This window comes from uncultured Microbulbifer sp., from assembly GCF_913055755.1.
In the GTDB taxonomy this organism is placed as follows: Bacteria; Pseudomonadota; Gammaproteobacteria; order Pseudomonadales; family Cellvibrionaceae; genus Microbulbifer.
Window position 1 is genome coordinate 83,715 of the sequence record NZ_CAJXKH010000002.1, and the last position, 20,841, is coordinate 104,555.

Sequence of the window (20,841 nt, forward strand, 5' to 3'; positions counted from 1 at the left end):
ACAGCGAGAAGAATCGGTAAGCACTATCAACCCCGACTTGCAAAAACGCGCTATATACCCAACTATATAGCGCATAAATGTCGCAGCCCCGAGAGCAGGTCTTGCGGGAGTAAAAGCCGAACCCTGGTAATGAACATGCGTTGCATCCTGCAGCCAAAACCTCTGGCGATGATGTGGAGACTGCTCCCGCTTCTGGCGCTATTGCTACCGACCAGCTTTGTCCGGGCAGAAGAGCTGACCATCGCCGTCGCCTCAAACTTCACCGCGCCAATGCGGGAAATTGCCGCCCGCTTCGAGGCCCAAAGCGACCACCGGGTAGCACTGGTTTTTGGCTCCTCCGGCAAGATATTCGCGCAGATCAGTCACGGCGCGCCCTATCAGGCGTTCTTTTCCGCGGACCAGAGTAAACCCGCGCGCCTGGTTGAACTCGGGCTGGCGAATGGCGACAGTCGCTTTACCTACGCCGAGGGCAAACTCGCGCTCTGGTCGAGGCAGCCAGATTATGTGGACGATCAAGGGAAGGTATTGAAACAGGGCAAATTCAACCGGCTCGCCCTTGCCAACCCGAAACTCGCGCCGTACGGTGCCGCGGCACTGGAGGTACTGCAGAATTTGCAGCTGGCGGAACAAAACCGCAGCCGCTGGGTATTCGGCGAAAACATTGCCCAGACCTACCAATTTGTCGCCAGTGGGAACGCCGAACTCGGGTTCGTTGCATTGTCACAGATACTGCGTGACGGCCGGGTATCTCAAGGATCCGCATGGGTGGTACCGGAAGAGCTCTACAACCCGATCCGCCAGGATGCCGTGATACTGAAAAGCGCGGAAAAGCAGTCGGTATTGCGAGAATTCTGGCGCTTTATCCAGGGGCCTGAGGCGCGCAAGATTATCGAGTCCTACGGCTACGGTATCGTTGCGCAGCTGCCGGAGAAATCTTCCCAGAGTGGTGATGCTGAGTGATGCTGAGTGATGCCGACCTTACCGCCATCTGGCTGACGCTGCGGCTGGCAACTACGGTCACCCTACTGCTACTGATTCTGGGCACGCCGCTGGCATTGTGGCTGGCGAAAACCCGTTCGTTTTTCAAGGGGCCGGTCAGTGCAGTGGTCGCGCTGCCGCTGGTGCTGCCCCCTACGGTGCTCGGTTTCTACCTGCTGGTATTTATGGGGCCAAGTGGCCCCATGGGTCGGCTGACCGAAGCCCTGGGGCTCGGCACCCTGCCCTTCACCTTCTGGGGTTTGGTGATAGCCTCACTGCTCTATTCGCTGCCGTTTGTGGTGCAGCCCATTCAGAATGCGATCGAGGCCCAGGGCGGGCGCCCGTCGGAAGTGGCTGCCACCTTGCGCGCGGGCCCCTGGGACCGTTTCTGGCACGTTACCCTGCCGCTGGCTAAGCCCGGTATTCTCACTGCTTCAGTTCTGGGCTTTGCCCATACCGTGGGGGAATTCGGGGTGGTGTTGATGATCGGCGGCAATATTCCCGGGGAAACCCGCGTGGTCTCGGTGCAGATCTACGACCATGTGGAGGCTCTCGAATACACCCAGGCGCACTGGCTTTCCGCCGCGATGATCGGGTTCTCGTTTGTTGTGCTGCTGTTGCTGTACCTGCTGCAACATCGCAAAGCTGCCGCGGGGATGCGCTATGGCACCTAGTGCGGAATCGAGCCGCCGGATAAGCGGCCACTTTCACCTGCCTCTCTCCCGCAACGGCGGTTCTGACCACTTTGCCCTCGACGTAAAACTGGATCTTCCCGGCAGCGGGATCAGCGGGATTTTCGGCGCTTCCGGCTGTGGCAAGACCACGCTGCTGCGCTGCATTGCGGGACTACAGCGCTGTGACAATGGCAGCCTCAGCGTCAACGGCGAGGTCTGGCAGGCGCCGGGCAACCGCCGCAATACCCTGCCGGTTCACCGGCGGCCCCTGGGATTTGTATTCCAGCAACCGAGCCTGTTTCCCCACCTCAGCGCCGGCGGCAACCTGGAATTCGCGCGCAAGCGCGCCCGCGAAAAAGTCTCCGTGCAGGAGTACCGCCGGGTTGTCGAACTGATGGGCGTCGGCCATCTGCTAGCGCAATACCCGGCGGCGCTGTCCGGCGGTGAGCAACAGCGTATCGCTATCGCCCGCGCGCTGCTGATCAAACCCCGGTTGCTACTGATGGATGAGCCCCTGGCGGCACTGGATCAGATGCGCAAGCGCGAAATCCTACCGTACCTGGAAACCCTGCACCGGACCCTGGATATCCCGATTCTCTACGTCAGCCATTCAGTGGAAGAGATTGCGCGGTTGGCGGATCATCTGCTGTTGATGGAAAACGGCAGAATTGTCAGCAGCGGCCCTGCCCCGGAATTACTTTCGCGTACCGACTTCCCGGTACAACTGGGTGACGATCTGGGGGTAGTGCTGGAGGCGAACATTGCCGAACGGGACTCTCGATGGCACTTGCAGCGGGCACAGTTTGACGGCGGCGACCTCTGGCTGCGGGACAGTGGAGAAGCGCTGGGTGAATCTATCCGCGTACGCATACTGGCGCGGGATATCAGCCTTACACGGGATGTAAACAGCGAATCCAGTATTCTCAACCGGTTGCCAGTACGGGTTCAGGAGATCCGGGCGGACCGCGACCCGGCAATGGTGCTGGTACAGCTGCAGCTTCTACACGGAGACGATTCCCGGCGCGCCGCCGCGACCAGCCTGATCGCCCGTATCACCCGCCGTTCGCAGCACCAGTTAGCACTGGATACTGGAAGCGAGCTGTGGGCGCAAATCAAGTCCGTTGCCATCGTGCGCTGAAAACCCCGTCAGTCCACCATCAGGATCACACTGGACGCCTTGAACAGGGCACAGGCTTCGTCGCCAACGGCCAATGTCAGTTCTTTCACACTCTCATTGGTAATGATGGCACTGATGGATTTTCCCGGGCCAATGGCGATGGTTACATCACTGTTCACCGCACCGGATTCAATTCTGCTTACCTGTCCGCGCAACTGATTGCGGGCACTGGTTTTCAGCGCATCGCCTTTCGCGAGGATGACCCAGGAGGCCTTGATGAGCGCGACCGCAATTGCGCCGGGCTGCAAACCCAGTGCATCCACGCTGTCGTTGGTGATAATCGCTGCCAGTGGCTGATCGGTGCCGATATCCAGAATGACTTCCGCGTTGACCGCGCCGGGCTTGACGGCTGTTATCTCGCCGCGAAACTGGTTGCGTGCACTGGTATTCATGGTTCCTGCCCCGACAAAATCTGCGATATCGGAAAATTCCCGCACCCTGCGCCCGATCCGTTGCAGAAACAGTGCGTGTTCCTCTTCCAGTGCGGAAAACCCCCATAAAACCTTTTGCCCCAGTTCCGTCAGTGCGGTGCCTCCGCCTTGTGTGCCACCGGCACTGCGCACCACCAGCGGCGCGGAGGAAAGGTTGTTCATGGCATCGATCCGGTCCCATGCGGTTTTGTAGCTGATGCCGACCGCCTTGGCCGCGGCGGAAATGGAGCCGCACTCGCCAATGGCGCGGAGCAACTGCGCCTGCGCAGCGGCGAACGACGCCTTGCCGCCGCCCGTAAACGACACACTGCCCTGCAGCCGGCTGTCGCGCCGAGGTTTGAGGGAAGAATCCGGCATAAATCAATCCGCATGGGTTTCGGAGTCAAAAGTCTAGCGGTTGTCACTGTCCGGCTACAAGCGCACATAAAAAAGGCCGGGCTGCTTGCGCATCACCCGGCCAAGGTTTACAGACGGTTGTAACTGACTGGTTGCTGTGACAGACAGGGTTCCGGATTACGCCGGGTCTGTCGACGCTACCCTGCGGACTTCACCTTTTGCCTCGACGGCCGGTGACTCCGCAAACACAACGTCTTCCTGGGCGGAGGCACGCTTGCCCCCGAACAGCCGCTGCACCACAACAAAGAACAGCGGAATGAAGAAAATACCCAACAGCGTGCCGACAATCATGCCGCCCAGCACACCGGTACCGATGGCCTGCTGAGCGCCGGAACCGGCGCCGGCGGCAATGGCCAGCGGCAGTACGCCGAGGCCGAACGCCAGCGAGGTCATGACAATCGGGCGCAGGCGGTCGCGCACCGCGGTCATGGTGGCCTGTACCAGCTCCATGCCCGCTTCGAGGTTCTGCTTGGCGAACTCCACGATCAGGATCGCGTTCTTGCTGGTGAGACCCACGGTAGTGAGCATCGCCACCTGGAAGTAGATGTCGCGCTCGAAGCCGCGCAGGTTGCTCGCCAGCACTGCGCCGAGAATACCCAGCGGCGCCACCAGCAGTACTGCGGTGGGTACGGTCCAGCTTTCGTACAGTGCGGCCAGGCACAGGAACACGATCAGGATCGATAGCGCATACAACAGCGTCGTCTGGGAACCGGCCTGCTGCTCTTGATAAGACAGCGCGGTCCACTCCAGGCCGAAACCAGCCGGCAACTGGCTCACCAGGCGTTCCATTTCCGCCATTGCATCACCGGAGCTCACGCCGGGGGCGCCCTGCCCCTGGATCTGCACCGCGGGTACGCCGTTGTAGCGTTCCAGGCGCGGTGAGCCGTATTCCCAGTCAAAAGTGGCGAAGGACGAAACCGGTACCATTTCACCGTTGTTGTTGCGCACCGACCACAGGCGGAAGTCTTCCGGGTTCATGCGGAACGGCGCATCCGCCTGCATGTACACGCGCTTGATACGACCGCGGTCAATAAAGTCGTCGATATACTGGCCGCCCCAGGCAACACCGAGGGTGCTGTTGATACTGCCGATGGACACGCCGAGCGCGGACGCTTTGGCGTTGTTCACTTTCAACTTGAACTGCGGCGTATCTTCCTGGCCATTGGGGCGCACACCGGTCAGCAGCGGGCTCTGCGCCGCCATACCCAGCAGCTGGTTGCGCGCGTTGATCAGCGCTTCGTGTCCGTGGTTGGCGTTGTCCTGCAGGTACATGGCGAAACCGGCAGAGGTGCCCAGTTCCGGCAGTGCCGGCGGTGAGAAGGCGTAGGCGATCGCATCCTTGATCCGGCTCAGGGCACCCATACCGCGCATGGCGACCGACTTGGCCTGCTCGGACTCCTCCTCGCGCTCATCCCAGTCCTTCAGTTTGATGAATGCCATGGCATTGTTCTGGCCACTACCGGCAAAACTGAAGCCCTGTACCGAGAACACCGACTCAACCAGCGCACTTTCATTGTTGAGGAAGTGGTCTTCCACTTTCTGCACCGATTCCATGGTGCGCTCCTGGGTTGCCCCCACCGGTGTCTGAATCAGGGAAAACAGCACACCCTGGTCCTCTTCCGGCAGGAAGGAACTGGGGGAACGCACGAACAGGAACACCATCACTGCGGCAAGCACCACAAACAGCAGCATAAAGCGGCCGCTGCGGGCGAGGATGCCGCGCACCCCGCGCTGGTAGGAGGCCGCACTGCGGTCAAAGTTGCGGTTGAACCAGCCAAAGAAACCTTTCTGACTCCCGTGGGACCCGGGCTTCAGCATGGTGGCACACAGCGCCGGCGTCAGCACGATGGCGACGAGGACCGAGAACGCCATGGCCGCAACAATGGTGGCGGAGAACTGGCGATAGATTACCCCGGTAGAGCCATCCATAAACGCCATGGGCACGAACACCGCGGACAGCACCACACCGATGCCCACGAGTGCGCCGGTTATCTGTTTCATGGATTTTTTGGTGGCTTCCCTGGGCGAGAGGTTTTCCTCGTGCATCACCCGCTCCACGTTTTCCACCACCACGATAGCGTCGTCCACCAGCAGACCGATCGCGAGCACCATGGCAAACATGGTGAGCATATTCACGGAAAAACCGAGCAGAGCCAGCACACCAAAGGTGCCGAGCAGTACCACCGGTACCGCAATGGTGGGGATGATGGTCGCACGCAGGTTCTGCAGGAACAGCAGCATCACCAGGAAAACCAGGATGACCGCCTCCACCAGCGTCTGCAGCACGCCCTTGATGGACACTTCCACAAACGGCGTGGTGTCGAACGGCACCACACTTTTCAGTCCGGTAGGGAAATTGGGGCTCAATTCCGCAAGCTTGGCTTTCACCGCTTCCGAGGTTGCCAGCGCATTGGCACCGGTCGCCAGCGAAATCGCCACACCGGATGCCGGTGAGCGGTTGTAGCGGGTCAGGAAATCATAGCTTTCTGTACCCATTTCCACCCGCGCCACATCGCCGAGCTTCAGCATCGACCCGTCGGGATTTGCCCGCAGGATCACATTGCGAAACTCTTCCGGAGTCTGCATACGGCTCTGCGCGGTAATACTCGCGTTGAGCTGCTGGCCGTCGATTGCCGGCGTTCCGCCGAGACTGCCGATGGCCACCTGCTGGTTCTGGTTATTTACCGCCGCAATAATATCCGTCGGCGTTACCTTGTAGGCGTCGAGTTTGTTCGGGTCCAGCCAGATACGCATGGCGTACTTGGAGCCGAAGACCTGCACCCCGCCGACACCGGGAACGCGGCTGAGCGGATCGACCAGGTTGGACACCACGTAATCCGCGATATCCTCTTTTTTCATCCCGCCATCGGTGGAGACGAAGCCCAGCACCATCAGAAAGCCGGCGCGGCCTTTACCAACGGTCAGGCCCTGGCGCTGGACGATTTCCGGCAACAGCGGCAGCGCCAGCTGCAATTTGTTCTGCACCTGCACCTGGGCGATATCCGGGTCGGTACCGGTGGCGAAGGTCAGGGTGACTTCGGCACTGCCGGTAGACTGACTGGTAGCCGACATGTACAGGAGGCCGTCCAGCCCCTTCATGTTCTGCTCGATCACCTGGGTAACCGAGTCCTCGATCACCTTGGCGGAGGCGCCGGGATAGGCCGCACTGATGGACACCACTGGCGGCGCAATATCGGGATAGCGCTCCACCGGCAGCTTGGTAATCGCAAGGCCGCCGAACAGCATCACGACGATGGCAATCACCCAGGCAAAAATCGGGCGATCAATAAAGAAACCTGCCATGAACTGTTACCCCTTGTTGGCGTCGCCGTCTTGCGTACTGCTGTTGCTGGATTCTGCGGTCTGGCTCGGTGCCGGCAGGTCCACCGCGGCGGGTGCCGCTGCCTCACCAGCATTGACCACCGCACCCGGGCGGACCTTCTGCAGGCCTTCCACAATCACGCGATCACCCGCTTTCAGACCACTTTCCACCAGCCAGGCGCTGCCCACAGTCTGGGAAACCTGTACCGGGCGCACTTCCACGGTGTTGCCCTCGCCCACCACCATTGCGGTGGTATTCCCTTTGGGATCCCGTGCGATGCCCTGCTGCGGCACCAGAATTGCATTTTCCCGCTGGCCGCTGCCAACGGAGGCGCGTACATACATGCCCGGCAGCAGTACGTGGTCCGGATTGGGAACCACCACACGCAGACGCACACTGCCGGTGGTCGGATCGACACTCACTTCAGAGAATGCGAGTTTGCCAGCGTGGGGATAAGGGCTGCCGTCTTCCAGCAGAATGGTCACCGGCAGGTCGTCGGTCTTTTCCATGGTGCCCGCCGCCAGCGCCTTGCGCAGGGACAGCATTTCGCTCACCGACTGGGTCAAGTCCACGTAGATTGGGTCCAGCTGCTGCACCGTGGCCAGCGCCTCGGACTGGTTTGCGGTGACCAGCGCCCCCTGCGTTACCGCAGAAATACCAATACGACCGGAGATCGGTGAGCTGATGCGGGCAAAATCCAGCTCCACCTTGCTGCCCTGTACCGTCGCCCTGGCTGCCGCCACGTCGGCCTTCGCCTGTTGCAGTGAGGCAATTGCGGTATCGTATTCCTGCTTGCTCACAGCACCGGTCTTTACCAGTTCAGCGGACCGGTCTGCATTGAGTTTGGATATCTTGAGCTGCGCTTCCGCGCGGGCCAGGCTCGCCTTTGCGCTGTCGTAATTCGCCTCGTAACGGCGATCATCCAGCTGGTACAGCGCCTCCCCGGCCTCCACCAGGCCGCCTTCCTTGAACAGCTGCTCCCGGACCACACCATTTACCTGAGGGCGCACCTCGGCAACCTTGAATGGATTGGTGCGCCCCGGCAGCTGACGAGTAAGGGTCACCGGTTGACTCTCAAGAGTCACCACCGTGACCTCGGGGGTCGGTCCCTGCATCTGCTGCTGCTTGTCGCCACAGGCGGACAACAGCAATGCAGCCAGCAGCAGACTGCCGGGAACCAGGGATTTCTTTTTCTGCAACATGACAACCTCTTTGAGCGGGTCGGGGAATTGCGCTAACGGTCAAAGCGCCAGCCGAGAAGGTGAAAACTGATGTGCGACTGAAGGGTCAGCATACCGAGTAAATCTTCGCCAGGACTAACCTGACTTTCTGTTGAGGTGATTTAAATACATTCATGCATGAATATCAATATTTATTCACGCTTGAATATGAATTAGAATGTGCGCACAAACTATGGGATGAGATGGACGCCACCATTGCAACAAAGCATTGTGGAGGCCGCAGCCCGGCTGCCGGACACCACTTGCATACCACCCACCGCGCGACGCGGCGAAAACAGATTTCAGGTACAGACCATGGCCAGACGGCGTAAAGAAGATGCTTTGGAAACACGGGAGCGCATCCTGGATGCGGCAATCGAAGTGTTCCACAAGCGCGGCGTTTCCCGCCCTTCCCTTACCGAAATTGCCGAACTCGCTGGTGTTACCCGGGGGGCGGTATACGGCCACTTCCAGAACAAGGCCGACCTGTTTATCGCCCTTACCGACCGCATCCAGCTCCCGGATGAATCCCTGTGCCAGGCGCCCCTGCATGGCGGTTGCGATCCCCTGGGCGAGCTGCGCAAGCGCTCCCTGTTCCTGTTCCGGGAAGTAATGAACGACGAGCAATACCGCCGTGTGTTCGAAATCATTCTGATGCGCTGTGAATTGGTCACCGAAAACGGCGAAATTCTCAAACGTTGCACCGAGAGCCACGCCGAAGGCGACCGGCGCCTGCGCAAGCTGGTGGAGGCTGCAATCACAGCCGGGCAACTACCAGAAGATCTCGACCCGAATATCGCCGTGCCCATCCTGCACGGCAGCGTCATCGGGCTGTTGAACGACTGGCTGATCAACCCCGCTTACGACCTGGTTGAGGTGGGCACCAGGCAAGTGGATGCCCTGCTGGAAATGTTGCAGTCGTCGCCACACCTGAAGCGGAGCGGTACGCTGCAGGCACCAGCTTCTGCCTGATCATCACCCAAGTGTGTTACCGGGATTTTACGTCCGCACAGTAACGACGCGCTTGACCCTGCCGCACCTGCGGCTCGCTTCATCCGATTAGAACGGTTTTCAGCCTCCTGAACCCCGTCCGTTCGAGTGTCACGACAGCAAGCCGTTAAAAACTGTAGAAATTTTGTTCACCTACTGTAGGTTGACGGAAAAATCATCCCTCACAATAGCTTGGCAGGGGCACCTTTCACCTTGTAACGGAAGCATTTCATGCCTTTCGGAGCTTTCAGCCTTTATACTTGTCCTAAGCTATAAGTCGCCACTGCATGGCTGGCGGTCCTTAAGGCCCGCAGCCGCCCGATTCAACGACAGTGGGGCGCCTTGAAGTAGGACGTATAAAGAGACTCCTTATGCTTAGCAATCGAATAGCCGCACTCCTTTCCGGCCTCTCCTTCACCCTGTTGGTCCTCGTATCCCCCGCCAGCCTGGCTGAGGTCGAGACGCTCAAGCCCCATGAAGATCAGGGTGGCACGGCCCGGGAAATCGTCAGTAAGCTGGAGATGCTCCACTACAACAAGCTCAAGGTCAGCGATGAGATGTCATCTGGCCTGTGGGATGAGTACATCGACAGCCTCGACCCGTCAAAGAGCTATTTTCTCGCCTCCGATATCAGCGAGTTCCGCCAGTGGCGCAACAAACTCGATGACGATCTGAAGGCGGGCAACGTGGATCGTGGCTTCGAAATCTACAACCGCTACCGCCTGCGGGTGTCCGATCGCCTGAACAACATCCTCTCCCAGTTCGAAAACGGCCTGCCGAAGTTCGACTTCACCAAGGAGGAGTCACTGGAGCTGGATCGCGAAAATGCCCAGTGGCCGCAGTCCATCAGTGCCGCCGACGACCTGTGGCGCAAGCGCCTCAAGTCCAGCGTGCTCAACCTGCGCCTGACCGGCAAGAGTGATGAAGAAATCAGCGACCTGCTGGTGCGCCGCTACAAGGGCCAACTGAAGCGACTCGGCCAGCAGAATTCCGACGACGTGTTCGAGTTGTACATGAATTCCCTCACCCGCCTGTACGACCCGCACAGCAACTATCTGTCACCGCGCTCACTGGAAAACTTCAACATGAGCATGTCCCTGTCTCTGGAAGGGATCGGTGCGGTGCTGCAGGTGGAAGATGAATACACCAAGGTTGCCCGCCTGGTTGCCGGCGGCCCTGCTGACCGCTCCGGCAAGATCAAGCCCAATGACAAGATCGTTGCCGTGGGTCAGGACCAGGAAGGAGAGATGGTCGACGTGGTGGGCTGGCGCCTGGACGATGTGGTCGACCTGATCCGCGGCTCGGCCGGCACCTTTGTACGCCTGGAAACCATTCCCACTGGGGGTGACGGCACCCATCGCACCGTGCTGATCAAGCGCAGCAAGGTGAAGCTGGAAGACCAGGCGGCGAAGAAAGCCACCTTCGAGTTTTCCGATGGCGAAAAGAACTACAAGATCGGCGTGATCAACCTGCCGACCTTCTACATCGATTTCGAGGCCTACCGTCGCCGCGACCCGAACTACAAGAGCACCACCCGCGATGTGGCGCGCCTGCTGGATGAACTGCAGAAAGAAGGCGTCGATGGCGTGATCCTCGACCTGCGTAACAACGGCGGTGGCTCCCTGCAGGAAGCAACCATGCTGACCGACCTGTTTATCGACCAGGGTCCGGTTGTGCAGATCCGCCATGCCAACGAGCAGATTTCCCGCCACAACCGCTCCCGCTCCCGGGCGATGTACCGCGGACCACTGATGGTGCTCATCAACCGCCTGTCTGCCTCCGCTTCGGAAATTTTTGCCGGCGCCATCCAGGACTACAACCGCGGTCTGGTGGTCGGCAACCAGTCCTTCGGCAAAGGCACGGTACAGACCATGGCACCGCTGAAAGAGGGCCAGCTGAAAATCACCCAGTCCAAGTTCTACCGGGTTTCCGGTGACAGTACCCAGCATGCGGGCGTCTCTCCGGACATCGCCATGCCGCAGTTGATCGACTCGGAGGAAGTGGGTGAAAGTGCCTATGACACCGCCCTGCCCTGGGATCGCATTCACGCGGTACCCCATGCGAAATACTTCAACCTGAAGGACCTGCTGCCGGACCTGTCGCGCAAGCATGAGCAGCGCACCGCCAGCGACCCGGATTTCGTGTTCCTGCGCGAGCAGTTCAAATACCAGGTCGAGCAGACCAATCGCAAGTCCGTATCCCTGAATGAAGAAGCCCGCAATAACGAGCGCGAAGCACTCAACAGCGAACTGCTAACCATGGAAAACAAGCGCAGACAGGCCAAGGGACTCGAGCCTTACGAGAACTTCGAGGCGATGGAAAAGAGCGAGTCTGAAGATACCGCTCCGGTGGGCGGTCCGGTGGAAATCACCCTGGAAGACGATCCAGTGCTGAATGAAGCCGGCTTTATCATGGCCGATTTTATCGGCCTCAAGGATCGCGTGACACGTGCACCACAGGTCGCGAACTTTTAAATAAGCGGCGGCCGTTGCGGCCGCCTGACAATGCCAATACACGATGGCCCGGTATTCTCCTGAATAGCGGGCCTCGCATTTTATAACCGGGGGAAAAATGAAAGTCGTATCGTTCAACGTCAACAGTATTCGCGCACGGCTGCATCAGCTGGAAGCACTGGTAGAAACCCACGCGCCGGACATTATCGGCCTGCAGGAAACCAAAGTGACCGATGAAGAGTTCCCTGCAGATGTGGTGCGGGATCTCGGTTACGAGGTCATTTTCTTCGGACAGAAGACCCACTACGGCGTTGCCCTGCTCTCCCGCTACCCTTTCCTCAAGTCCCAGTACGGTTTCCCGGGCGATGCTGAAGACGCCCAGCGCCGCCTGGTCGCGGGTCAGTTCGACATTGGCGGCAAGGAGCCGTTGACGGTGATCAACGGCTACTTCCCCCAGGGCGAGAGCCGCGAACATCCGACCAAGTTTCCCGCTAAACAGAAGTATTACGCGGACCTGGATAATTACCTGAACAGCGAATGCAGCAAGGATGCGCCAGTACTGGTGATCGGTGACATGAACATTTCCCCGACCGACCTGGATATCGGTATCGGCGAGCCCAACCGCAAGCGCTGGCTGCGGGATGGCAAGTGCAGCTTCCTGCCGGAGGAACGCGAATGGTTGGAGAAAATCCAGAACTGGGGACTGGTGGATACCTTCCGCCAGAAGAACCCGGAAACCAACGATATTTTCAGCTGGTTTGACTACCGCAGCCGCGGTTTTGATCGCGAGCCCAAGCGCGGCCTGCGCATTGATCTGATTCTCGCCAGCCAGTCGCTGGCGGACACCTGTGTGGATACCGGCGTGGATTACAGCATCCGCGGGATGGAACGGCCTTCGGACCACGCGCCGGTGTGGGCCGAGTTCAAGATCTAAAAATTATAGTTCGGCGATAAGCTGTACTAAATGATTGATGGTCATAACAAACTGAGATCTCGCTGCGAAGGCGGTGATGCCGGGTACAGTCTTGCGAGACCTTCGAAAACAGGGACGTTTTCGAAGAGCCCCCAGGGATGGGTTCACGGCGTGTCTCGCAAGACTGTGCCCGGCAGCGGCGCCGCCACCGGGGCCGATTTACTTCCCACCCCCTGCAAAGGCACTGTTAATTATTCCCGCTAATCGCACTCCCGCCTGTTGCAGGCGCAGCGCAACCACTTCCCGATTTTTCAGGTAATAATCTTCACCCAGTGCGGCTTGCTTTGGATAGGCGTTGGCGTGGGCCAGCTGATGGGATTCCTTTGCCCACTGTTCCGGTGTTGCCTGCAGCCACTCGGTACGCTGGCTCGCAGTAATGTTTGCAGGCTGCGCGCGGGAATACTGTTGCCAGTCCGAAACAAACCCTGCGGGCAGAAATACATCCCACAGTGCATGCAGATTGGTGGTAAAACCATAAAACTGCACTTCCACATCATTGCCACCGCGATCTTCACGCAAACCCGTATGCATTGGCTGATGGATATCTTCGACAAAATGCACAAGCAACAGTAATGCCTCCGCACGCTGGGCATCGCTCAGGGTGGTGTCCGCCAGTTGCCGCTGGTAGGTGTTGATGGCCTCCAGAATACATCCCTGCTTTGGGCAATCCCGTTGCTTGCGATAGCCGTTCCACTGTACCGGCAGGTTGATGTAGTGCAGCGGTGCAACCCAGTCATAGCTGCTGTTACTGCGCATACGGTCGGCCCAGGTACCCGCTTCCGCCAAGCTTGGCTCACCCTTGATTGCCAGCAGGCGCGTTACTTCCTCCCGCACTTCTGGGTTGAGGTATTGCCAGGCAATCTCACCTCCCACGCGGTGTCCGTCAGGACCCCAGGCGTAGCTGCTTGCCGACAGAAAGCTTAAAAGAATCAGAACGGTGCTGATAACAAAGTTGCGCATAGTCGCCCCCTTTCAGTTTTGATACCAGCGCACCCTACTCTCCAATTGTGACATTTCTAAAAAGGGAACACGCTGTAATCTGTTAGCGATATTACTGCAACCTCCCCTTAACTCTCCTGAAAAACTTTGCACTAACAATGGGCGCGCCGAAATTCCAGCATTTCGGCACAAAAGGAAAAACATAAAGCGCATTTCGGGCAAGTGGTACCACGGTGCCAAGTGCTTCTCCAGCGCTGACATACGACCAGGAGAATTCAATGAAACGCTACCAGTTCTCTCGCGCGCTGCTATCTGCTGCGATCATTTCCACACTGGGTACGGCGCCTGTTGCGCTCGCGCAGCAAACAACATCCACCATTCGCGGCATGGTTACCGCAGACGGCGAGACACCGGTCAACAATGCCACCGTGACCATCGTGCACCAGCCTTCCAACAGCCGCAGTGTTATTCAGAGCAACGAGTCAGGCCGCTTCAACGCAAGCGGTCTTCGCGTGGGTGGCCCCTATACGATTCGCATTAACTCCCCGCAGGGAGAGGAAGTTCTCGAAGGCATTTACCTGAGCTTGGACGAGCCGCTTACACTTCCAATCAACCTGGCTGATTCGGAAATCACCGTAAACAGTATCGAGGAAGTCATTGTCACCGGCGAGGCTCAAGTCTATTCAAACCGCGGTTCCAACGGCGTGTTCGGTGAAGAGCAGATTGCCAATGCCGCTACCTTCAACCGCGACCTGAAGGATGTGATCCGCGCTAATCCGCTGGCAGTCGTCAGCCCGGATGGCACCGAGCTCAGCATTGCCGGCACCAACCCCAAGTACAACTCACTTACCATTGACGGCGTTGGCATCAATGATACCTTCGGGCTGCAGTCCAACGGCTACCCCAACAACCGCACGCCGATCTCTCTGGATGCGGTAGAGCAGATTTCCGTATCCTATGCACCGTTCGATGCACGCAAGGGTAGATTTACCGGCGGCAATGTCAATGCGGTAACCAAATCCGGCACCAATGAATTCCATGGCAGCGCCTATTTCGAGTCCGCGCCCTGGGCCGGCACCGCGGAAGATGACAAGCTGTCGAACGATGGCTCTGTTGCTGAATTTGATATCGAGAATGAAGAGGAAACCTACGGCGGCACGTTCAGTGGTGCCCTGATTCAGGACAAGCTGTTCTTGTTCAGTTCCTATGAGAAATGGGAAGAGGAAATCAGCTTTAATTACGACCTCAATACCCTCGCCAATCACGATGTGACCACAGCAGAAGTGTCCCGTGTGCTCGATATCATGCAGGATGTCTATGGACTTTCCGACTCGGTGGGTTCTGCTCCGGCACCGGATAGCGATGAAAAGACGCTGGTAAAACTCGACTGGAACATCAGCGACAATCACCGCGCAGATTTCACCTACAGCAGCCAGGAAACCCGCTCCGCGCGCAACTTTACCGACAGCGACAGCACCCTCAATCTGGCATCCAACCTGTGGACCATGGCCCAGGACACCACCTATTACACCTCGCACCTGTTCTCCGACTGGTCCGATGTGTTCAGCACGGAAATAAACCTCTCGTACAAGGAATATGAGCAGGCCTCCCTCACCGCGTCCGACTGGGGGGAAATCAATATCCGGACGGCCGCAGGCACCATTGTTGCCGGCGCGGACGAAAACCGGCATGCCAACGTGCTGGCGAACGAGGTGTGGAATTTCGGTGCCCACGGTATATACAGTCATGGCGACACCCAGTTCCGTTTTGGCGCGGAAGTGGAAGACACCTGGAACTACAATCTCTACGGCCGCGATGCTTCCGGCACCTGGACCTTCCCGGGCATCGACGAGTTCGAACAGCGGCAGATTGACAGTTTCGAATACAGTAATGCCTACACCAACGATATCCAGGATATCGCCTACGACGTCAACGGCACCACCTACTCCCTGTACGGGGATGCGACGCTGGAACCGTTCGCCGGCTTCGAACTGGTGGCGGGCTTGCGCTATGAAATGCTGAATATCGACAGCGCGCCGAATCGCAACAGTAACTTCGAGCAGACCTATGGCTACGCCAACACCGAGAATCTGGACGGCCGTGATATCTGGCTACCCCGCGTCGGCTTCAACTGGGACCTGCGCGACGACCTGACCCTGCGAGGCGGTGTCGGGCGCTTCAGTGGTGGCATGCCGCTGGTCTGGGTGTCCAATGCCTACACCAACGACGGCACCACCAAGGATTCGGTCTATCTGCCCGGCCTGGATCCGGCCGATGTCAATCTGAACGGAATCCCCCAGAGTGCCCTGGATGCACTGGCTCCCGGTGCTGGCAGCACCAACAATATCGACCCGGATTTCGAGCTGCCCTCAGACTGGCGTTACCAGCTCGCCGCGGACTACACCTTCGATGTTCCGGGCGTGGGTGAAGATTTCAGTTGGAATACCGAGTTGACCTACGTGGACCGGGAAAATGCCGTTTTCTGGCGCGACCTGTCCCGAGTCGATAACGGCAGGCGCACGGTGGACGGCCGCATCATCTGGGACAGTATCTATGACGGCACCGAGTTCGAGGGCAATTACGACCTGGAACTGACCAACGTGGACAACGGCGGCCGCAGTGTTATCTGGTCAACGGCACTGGACAAGGCGTTCGACAACGGCGTGTCGGTGAACCTCTCATATACCCACCAGGACATTACCGAGGTAAACCCGGGCACCAGCTCCACCGCAGAATCCAATTACCAGTATGAGGTAGTGGAAAACCGCAACCAGCCGCTGGAAGGCACCGCCTACTACGAGATAGAGCACCGCTTCGTGCTCAACCTGAGTTTCCGCACAGAGTTTGTTTCCGGATACGCCACCAACTTTAACCTGTTCCTGGAACGCCGCTCCGGTCGTCCCTTCTCCTGGACCCTCGGCGCCTATCAGGATGGCGACCTGGGTGACCAGACCAGTTTCGACGACTCCGACGTCTATCTGGCTTACATTCCGTCCGGTGCGGACGATGCCGCGGTGGATTTCGAAAGCGGGCTGAGTTACGCGGAAATCATGGATATTGCACAGGCCGCCGGGGTGGCCGGTTCCGCGGGTGGTTACGTCGGCAAGTACTCCGACCGCATGCCCTGGGTAACCACCATGGACCTGGCGATTACCCAAGAAGTGCCCGGTTTCCTGCCGGAGCATCGCGGGCTGGTTTACCTCACTATCGACAATTTCGCCAACCTGCTGAACGATGACTGGGGCAAGGTTTATGACATCCAGTACCCGCAGCAAATCCTGTTCGATTACGATGTCAACGAAGACGGCCAATACGTTTACTACGAGCCGTTTGGCGGGCTCAATACCGAAAATTACACCCGTTTCGAGGCGGAACAATCCACCTGGCGTGTAAAGATGGGACTGAAATACAATTTCTGATCGCCCATCCGGCACAATAGAAATCACAATAAAAAAGGGAGCCTCGGCTCCCTTTTTTACATGGCGGCTTTCTGGAAATACTCAGGCATCCCCCAGCCAGCGCTCCAGAGTTTCCGCCAGACTGTCTTTGCTCAACGGCTTAGTAAGGAAGTCATCCATCCCGGCGGCGAGGCAGCGGCCTTCAAACTGTTCTTCCGTTGTACTGGTGAGCGCCACAATTGGCAAATGATCATCCGGTGCATGATCGCTTTCCCACAAGCGCAGTTGCTCGATGATTTCCGCACTGTGCGTCGTGTTCTGCTGGCAGTCGACCAGCACCAGATCGAAATTATTGTTCGGCAACAGACCCAGGGCGGATTCCACCGAAGGTACCACTTCAACCCGGTATCCCAGCGCCTGCAGCATTTCCTCGGTAACCCCCAGGTGCTGGCGGGACTCCTCGATCAACAGCAGCTGGCGTTTGCGGTTCACTTCACTACTGCTACTGACCACCCGCCGGCTGGTTTTTTTGGCTCCGCCGAACAACCGGGTTACCAGCGCTTCATGCAGTTCCTTGCGGGTTGCCGGGCGCGACAGGTATTGCGCATCCGGGTTCAGCGCCGCCAGCCCGGCGAACTGGGCCTTGCTGCCATAGGCGCCAAGGCAGATCAACGGAAAGCCCGGACTCGCGCCATTGTCGCCAGAGGAATGCGCTGACAGCAGCGCGCGGATGTCACCAATCAGGCTGGTATCGCCCATCGCCGGCACCAGCATCACCAGATGCCGTCGCTCTATGGCCTGGGCAAAGGCATCCCTGGCTTCCTCGTTGTCATCCACCCAGGGAAAGCTGGAAACCTCCATTCCAAATGAGCGCAATACCTTGACCGTGCCCCCGACAAACAGCCCCTTCTGGTGCAGTACCACAACCTCGGTATCCTGCAGGCGACGATCGGGTGTCAGGTAATTGCGCTGATTCGGTTCTATTTCAAATTTGATCACTGCCTGATAGCGGTTGCCATCGTCGGACGAGTGCAGCTGCAGGTAACCACCCATGGCTTCCGCCAGGCCCTTGGCAATACTGAGGCCAAGCCCGGTAGTCACCTGCGTGGTGTCCATACGGGAAAAGGCCCCGAACAACTCCGACTCGTCCGGAAGAATTTCTCCCTGGCCGTTATCCTTGAGCTTTATTGTCAGCTGCCCTTCCCCGGTGCCGATCTGCTCGAAACTGGCCTCGCCCCACAATTCTCCGGTCTGCGCGATCACCGTGGCAGAGTCCACCAGGTTGCGGATCAGTTGCGCGGTCTTGCGGTTGTCGCCGGTTACCATAAAGGGCAGAGCATCGTCGATCAGGAAGTTGAATTCCAGACGCTGGCGATGGGCGTGCTTGGCGGCGAACATAAACGCCTTCTCGATCGTGCGGACCAGGTTGAATGGTGCCCGGCGCAACTGGATATCCTTGCGCGCCACCCGCGTGAACATGCCGACATTGTCCACCAGCTTCAGCTGCTGGTTATTTGCGTTCTTGGCCAGGCGCACCCATTCCCGCTGACGCTCGTTCAACCGGTCTCCTTCGAGCAGGGCCAGTGCCCCCAGCGAGTCCGACAGCTGGCTACGGAATTCTTGGCCGACATTGGCGAGGAATTCATTGGTTACCTCAACCGCCGCTTCGGAGTGCTTGCGCGCCGCGGCGAGATTGCTGGCTTTCTGTTGCAGCGCCTGCATCGCAGACACCCGGTCCCAGTAGTTTTCCGATTCCTTGCGCGCCTGGTGCGCCATCAACCAGACAAAGGTGATCGTCAACGCGCCGTAAATCGCACCGAGAATATCTCCGGTCAGGAAGCCCTCTACCGCAGCCGGTATCAGGGAACAGAAAAGGAACCAGGTCAGGAAGCGATGGTAGGGGGAAAATACCGTGGCCACACTCGCGCAGAAAACCACCGTATAGAGCCACAGAAACTGGGTAACCGGGGTAAAACCCAGCAGCAACACATGGCAAAAGAGAATCCCGCCCCACCAGGCGGCACCTAGGGTAGAGGCGAGGAAATAGCGGCGCCGCCAGCGCTTTGGACCGGTGGCGTAGATGCTATCGAAACGGAATACATAATAGCCCCGCCACATGGTTACCAGCACGAGTACGATGCCAAGCACCATCAGCAGCTCGGGGTGTAAACTGCGCAACTCCCCCATTGCCACCGCAACCGTGAACGCCACAAGGGTCAGCAACATGCCCCGGCGGCTGTACTTGGCAATGCGGGTATCGGTATTGCGACAGACCCGGCGGTCTTTCTGTACCTTGAGTTCGGGGTGATCAAATAGCGGCATATAGAGTTCTTCCCGGCATCCCTGATCGGCAGCAACGCCGACTACTGGCCAAGTCCCATGATCTCAACAAGTACAGTCTTGATGAGAAATCCCAGCAAACCGAGTCCGAGGGCGGTAAAAAGAATAAAGGTGCCGAACCGACCAGCCTTCGACTCTTTGGCCAGATTCCACACGATAAAGATCATAAACAGAATCAGGCCGCCGACGCCCAGGTACAGCGAATACTCTTCAAACAACTCAAAGCTCATGACTCAGCAGCCCCGAAATACGCTATTGGCGAAGCCTGGCCCCGCGCTGAAGAATTCCGGCAGGTCCCCAGAACCCACCACGACATCCGGACTTAGCTGGCGAACACTGGGCACCCAAACGGCCAAAGCATTCCCGTCGCTACAAGCAACCGGTGAAAAATTGGCGCGTATTGTATAGGAGGTATAGGTACGAAACCACGAAATGGGATGCGGGCCGCCCTATTGATAAAAAGACCCGCAAATTGACCGCTATTTCATCAAAAAATGGCGTCTGACGCGTAATAAACGATCACGCCCCCTGATAATAGTCTGCGTCATTGATCCGGGTGCCGCATTTGATACGACGCACCTCGCGATCGCGATAGCGACTGTCGTGCCAGCACCGCGGCAGGGGCTCACCGGAGAGAAAGCGTAGATCCGCCTTGTCGAACACTTCCGGGTCCTGCACTTCCTCACCCCACAGGTAGCGCCCCACCACCGTCAGTTCATAGGGATTGGCCAGGGTAACCACGTCCGCCACCTCGATCAGATGATTGCTTTCGGCATTTCTGAATAACATCGCTGACACCTGTTTCAACCGTCACTCCACAGAGTATAGGAAGAAAATACCGCCATACGGTGAGGTACCCAAGGAAAATCAGCTAGTTCTGTCGGGAAATAATGGGGCTTTGACGACAGCCGTATTCGTTATATTCGTATGATCCTCATGTAAATTACAAAAACTATTCGAATACAGGAAAAGATTGACTGATTATTGCACTTCAGGGTTCGAAAACACCTGAAAGCCGGAGATGACGCCATATGGACGCCACCACCGCCGCCGCCTCAACGCTCCAGGGTCAAACGCGCGGATACCATCCCCTCTTCTGCCAGCGCGTCCACGCTGACCGACTGCACCACAAAGCGTTGCTGCAACAGCGTGTTCAGCCATGGCTGAAGATCCTGGTAACGAGCCTGATCAATCCACAGGCGGATGCGCCCATCGCCTTCCGGCTCAAAACGTTTGATCGTGACGTTGTGGTTCTTCGCCGCCGCCGTCACCCGTTGCAACAGGGTTCCCTGGGCCTGGTTGTTGCCGCCGCTGGAACGGGAGATGCGCTCCAGCTGGGGCCGCTGTCGATTGACCCACTCTACCAGCTCCCGCGAGGCCTGCGCTTCTTCCCGGGCGTTTTCAAAGAAGCTGTGCGCCGGCTTGAACAAACCGAATACGATAAAAATAGCGCCCAGGAAAAGTGACAACATACCCAGGGCCCGCTGATCGTTGGCGGGCAGCGCATTCCACTTTTGCTGCCATTGTAATAGCTGTTGTTTCATTGAATT

At 58.3% G+C, this 20,841-nt stretch carries 15 protein-coding genes; 7 read left to right on the plus strand and 8 right to left on the minus strand.

Annotated features, from left to right (window positions below):
- Nucleotides 1–129: 129 nt before the first annotated feature.
- Genes modA through modC form a run of 3 tightly spaced genes read left to right on the plus strand, consistent with a single transcriptional unit; the run spans nucleotide 130 to nucleotide 2,790 of the window.
- The gene (gene modA / locus QZ511_RS00910) at nucleotides 130–960 is read left to right on the plus strand and encodes a molybdate ABC transporter substrate-binding protein (protein ID WP_295797592.1); all 831 of its coding nucleotides are present in this window, start codon (nucleotides 130–132) and stop codon (nucleotides 958–960) included.
- The gene (gene modB / locus QZ511_RS00915; RefSeq protein ID WP_295797698.1) at nucleotides 960–1,652 is read left to right on the plus strand and encodes a molybdate ABC transporter permease subunit; all 693 of its coding nucleotides are present in this window, start codon (nucleotides 960–962) and stop codon (nucleotides 1,650–1,652) included. The genes modA and modB overlap by 1 nt, the downstream gene beginning before the upstream one ends.
- Nucleotides 1,642–2,790, plus strand: a complete 1,149-nt coding sequence (modC, locus tag QZ511_RS00920; RefSeq protein ID WP_295797595.1) for a molybdenum ABC transporter ATP-binding protein — start codon at nucleotides 1,642–1,644, stop codon at nucleotides 2,788–2,790. The genes modB and modC overlap by 11 nt, the downstream gene beginning before the upstream one ends.
- 8 nt (nucleotides 2,791–2,798) lie before the next feature.
- Here the strand turns inward: modC and QZ511_RS00925 are convergent, their stop codons facing one another.
- The 3 genes from QZ511_RS00925 to QZ511_RS00935 form a co-directional block, all read right to left on the minus strand.
- A complete protein-coding gene (locus QZ511_RS00925) occupies nucleotides 2,799–3,617 on the minus strand; it encodes a TOBE domain-containing protein (RefSeq protein ID WP_295797598.1) in 819 nt (272 codons plus the stop codon).
- 156 nt (nucleotides 3,618–3,773) lie between these two features.
- Nucleotides 3,774–6,959, minus strand: coding sequence for an efflux RND transporter permease subunit (locus tag QZ511_RS00930; protein ID WP_295797601.1), 3,186 nt, complete (start codon nucleotides 6,957–6,959; stop codon nucleotides 3,774–3,776).
- A gap of 6 nt (nucleotides 6,960–6,965) precedes the next feature.
- Nucleotides 6,966–8,180, minus strand: a complete 1,215-nt coding sequence (locus QZ511_RS00935; RefSeq protein ID WP_295797603.1) for an efflux RND transporter periplasmic adaptor subunit — start codon at nucleotides 8,178–8,180, stop codon at nucleotides 6,966–6,968.
- Between the two features lie 333 nt (nucleotides 8,181–8,513).
- Between QZ511_RS00935 and QZ511_RS00940 the strand changes: the two genes are divergently transcribed.
- The 3 genes from QZ511_RS00940 (at nucleotide 8,514) to xthA (ending at nucleotide 12,575) form a co-directional block, all read left to right on the plus strand.
- Nucleotides 8,514–9,170: a TetR family transcriptional regulator gene (locus QZ511_RS00940; protein ID WP_295797605.1), complete on the plus strand. Its 657-nt coding sequence runs from the start codon at nucleotides 8,514–8,516 to the stop codon at nucleotides 9,168–9,170.
- 389 nt (nucleotides 9,171–9,559) lie between these two features.
- On the plus strand, nucleotides 9,560–11,662 hold the full coding sequence (locus tag QZ511_RS00945) for a carboxy terminal-processing peptidase (RefSeq protein WP_295797609.1): 2,103 nt from the start codon (nucleotides 9,560–9,562) through the stop codon (nucleotides 11,660–11,662).
- Nucleotides 11,663–11,759: 97 nt separating this feature from the next.
- Nucleotides 11,760–12,575, plus strand: a complete 816-nt coding sequence (xthA, locus tag QZ511_RS00950) for an exodeoxyribonuclease III (protein ID WP_295797610.1) — start codon at nucleotides 11,760–11,762, stop codon at nucleotides 12,573–12,575.
- A 198-nt stretch (nucleotides 12,576–12,773) separates the two neighbouring features.
- Here the strand turns inward: xthA and QZ511_RS00955 are convergent, their stop codons facing one another.
- Nucleotides 12,774–13,574, minus strand: a complete 801-nt coding sequence (locus tag QZ511_RS00955) for a S1/P1 nuclease (protein ID WP_295797613.1) — start codon at nucleotides 13,572–13,574, stop codon at nucleotides 12,774–12,776.
- A 257-nt stretch (nucleotides 13,575–13,831) separates the two neighbouring features.
- Between QZ511_RS00955 and QZ511_RS00960 the strand changes: the two genes are divergently transcribed.
- Entirely contained in the window at nucleotides 13,832–16,972 is a 3,141-nt protein-coding gene (locus tag QZ511_RS00960) for a TonB-dependent receptor (RefSeq protein ID WP_295797616.1), read from the plus strand.
- A gap of 81 nt (nucleotides 16,973–17,053) precedes the next feature.
- Here QZ511_RS00960 and QZ511_RS00965 read toward each other — a convergent pair whose 3' ends face one another.
- From QZ511_RS00965 to QZ511_RS00980, 4 genes are all read right to left on the minus strand, one after another.
- A complete protein-coding gene (locus tag QZ511_RS00965; RefSeq protein ID WP_295797618.1) occupies nucleotides 17,054–19,273 on the minus strand; it encodes a hybrid sensor histidine kinase/response regulator in 2,220 nt (739 codons plus the stop codon).
- 41 nt (nucleotides 19,274–19,314) lie between these two features.
- Nucleotides 19,315–19,521, minus strand: coding sequence for a DUF2788 domain-containing protein (locus QZ511_RS00970; protein WP_295797620.1), 207 nt, complete (start codon nucleotides 19,519–19,521; stop codon nucleotides 19,315–19,317).
- Nucleotides 19,522–19,810: 289 nt separating this feature from the next.
- Nucleotides 19,811–20,080: an acetyltransferase gene (locus tag QZ511_RS00975; protein ID WP_295797624.1), complete on the minus strand. Its 270-nt coding sequence runs from the start codon at nucleotides 20,078–20,080 to the stop codon at nucleotides 19,811–19,813.
- 266 nt (nucleotides 20,081–20,346) lie between these two features.
- Nucleotides 20,347–20,835: a type II secretion system protein M gene (locus tag QZ511_RS00980; RefSeq protein ID WP_295797628.1), complete on the minus strand. Its 489-nt coding sequence runs from the start codon at nucleotides 20,833–20,835 to the stop codon at nucleotides 20,347–20,349.
- Nucleotides 20,836–20,841: the final 6 nt, after the last annotated feature.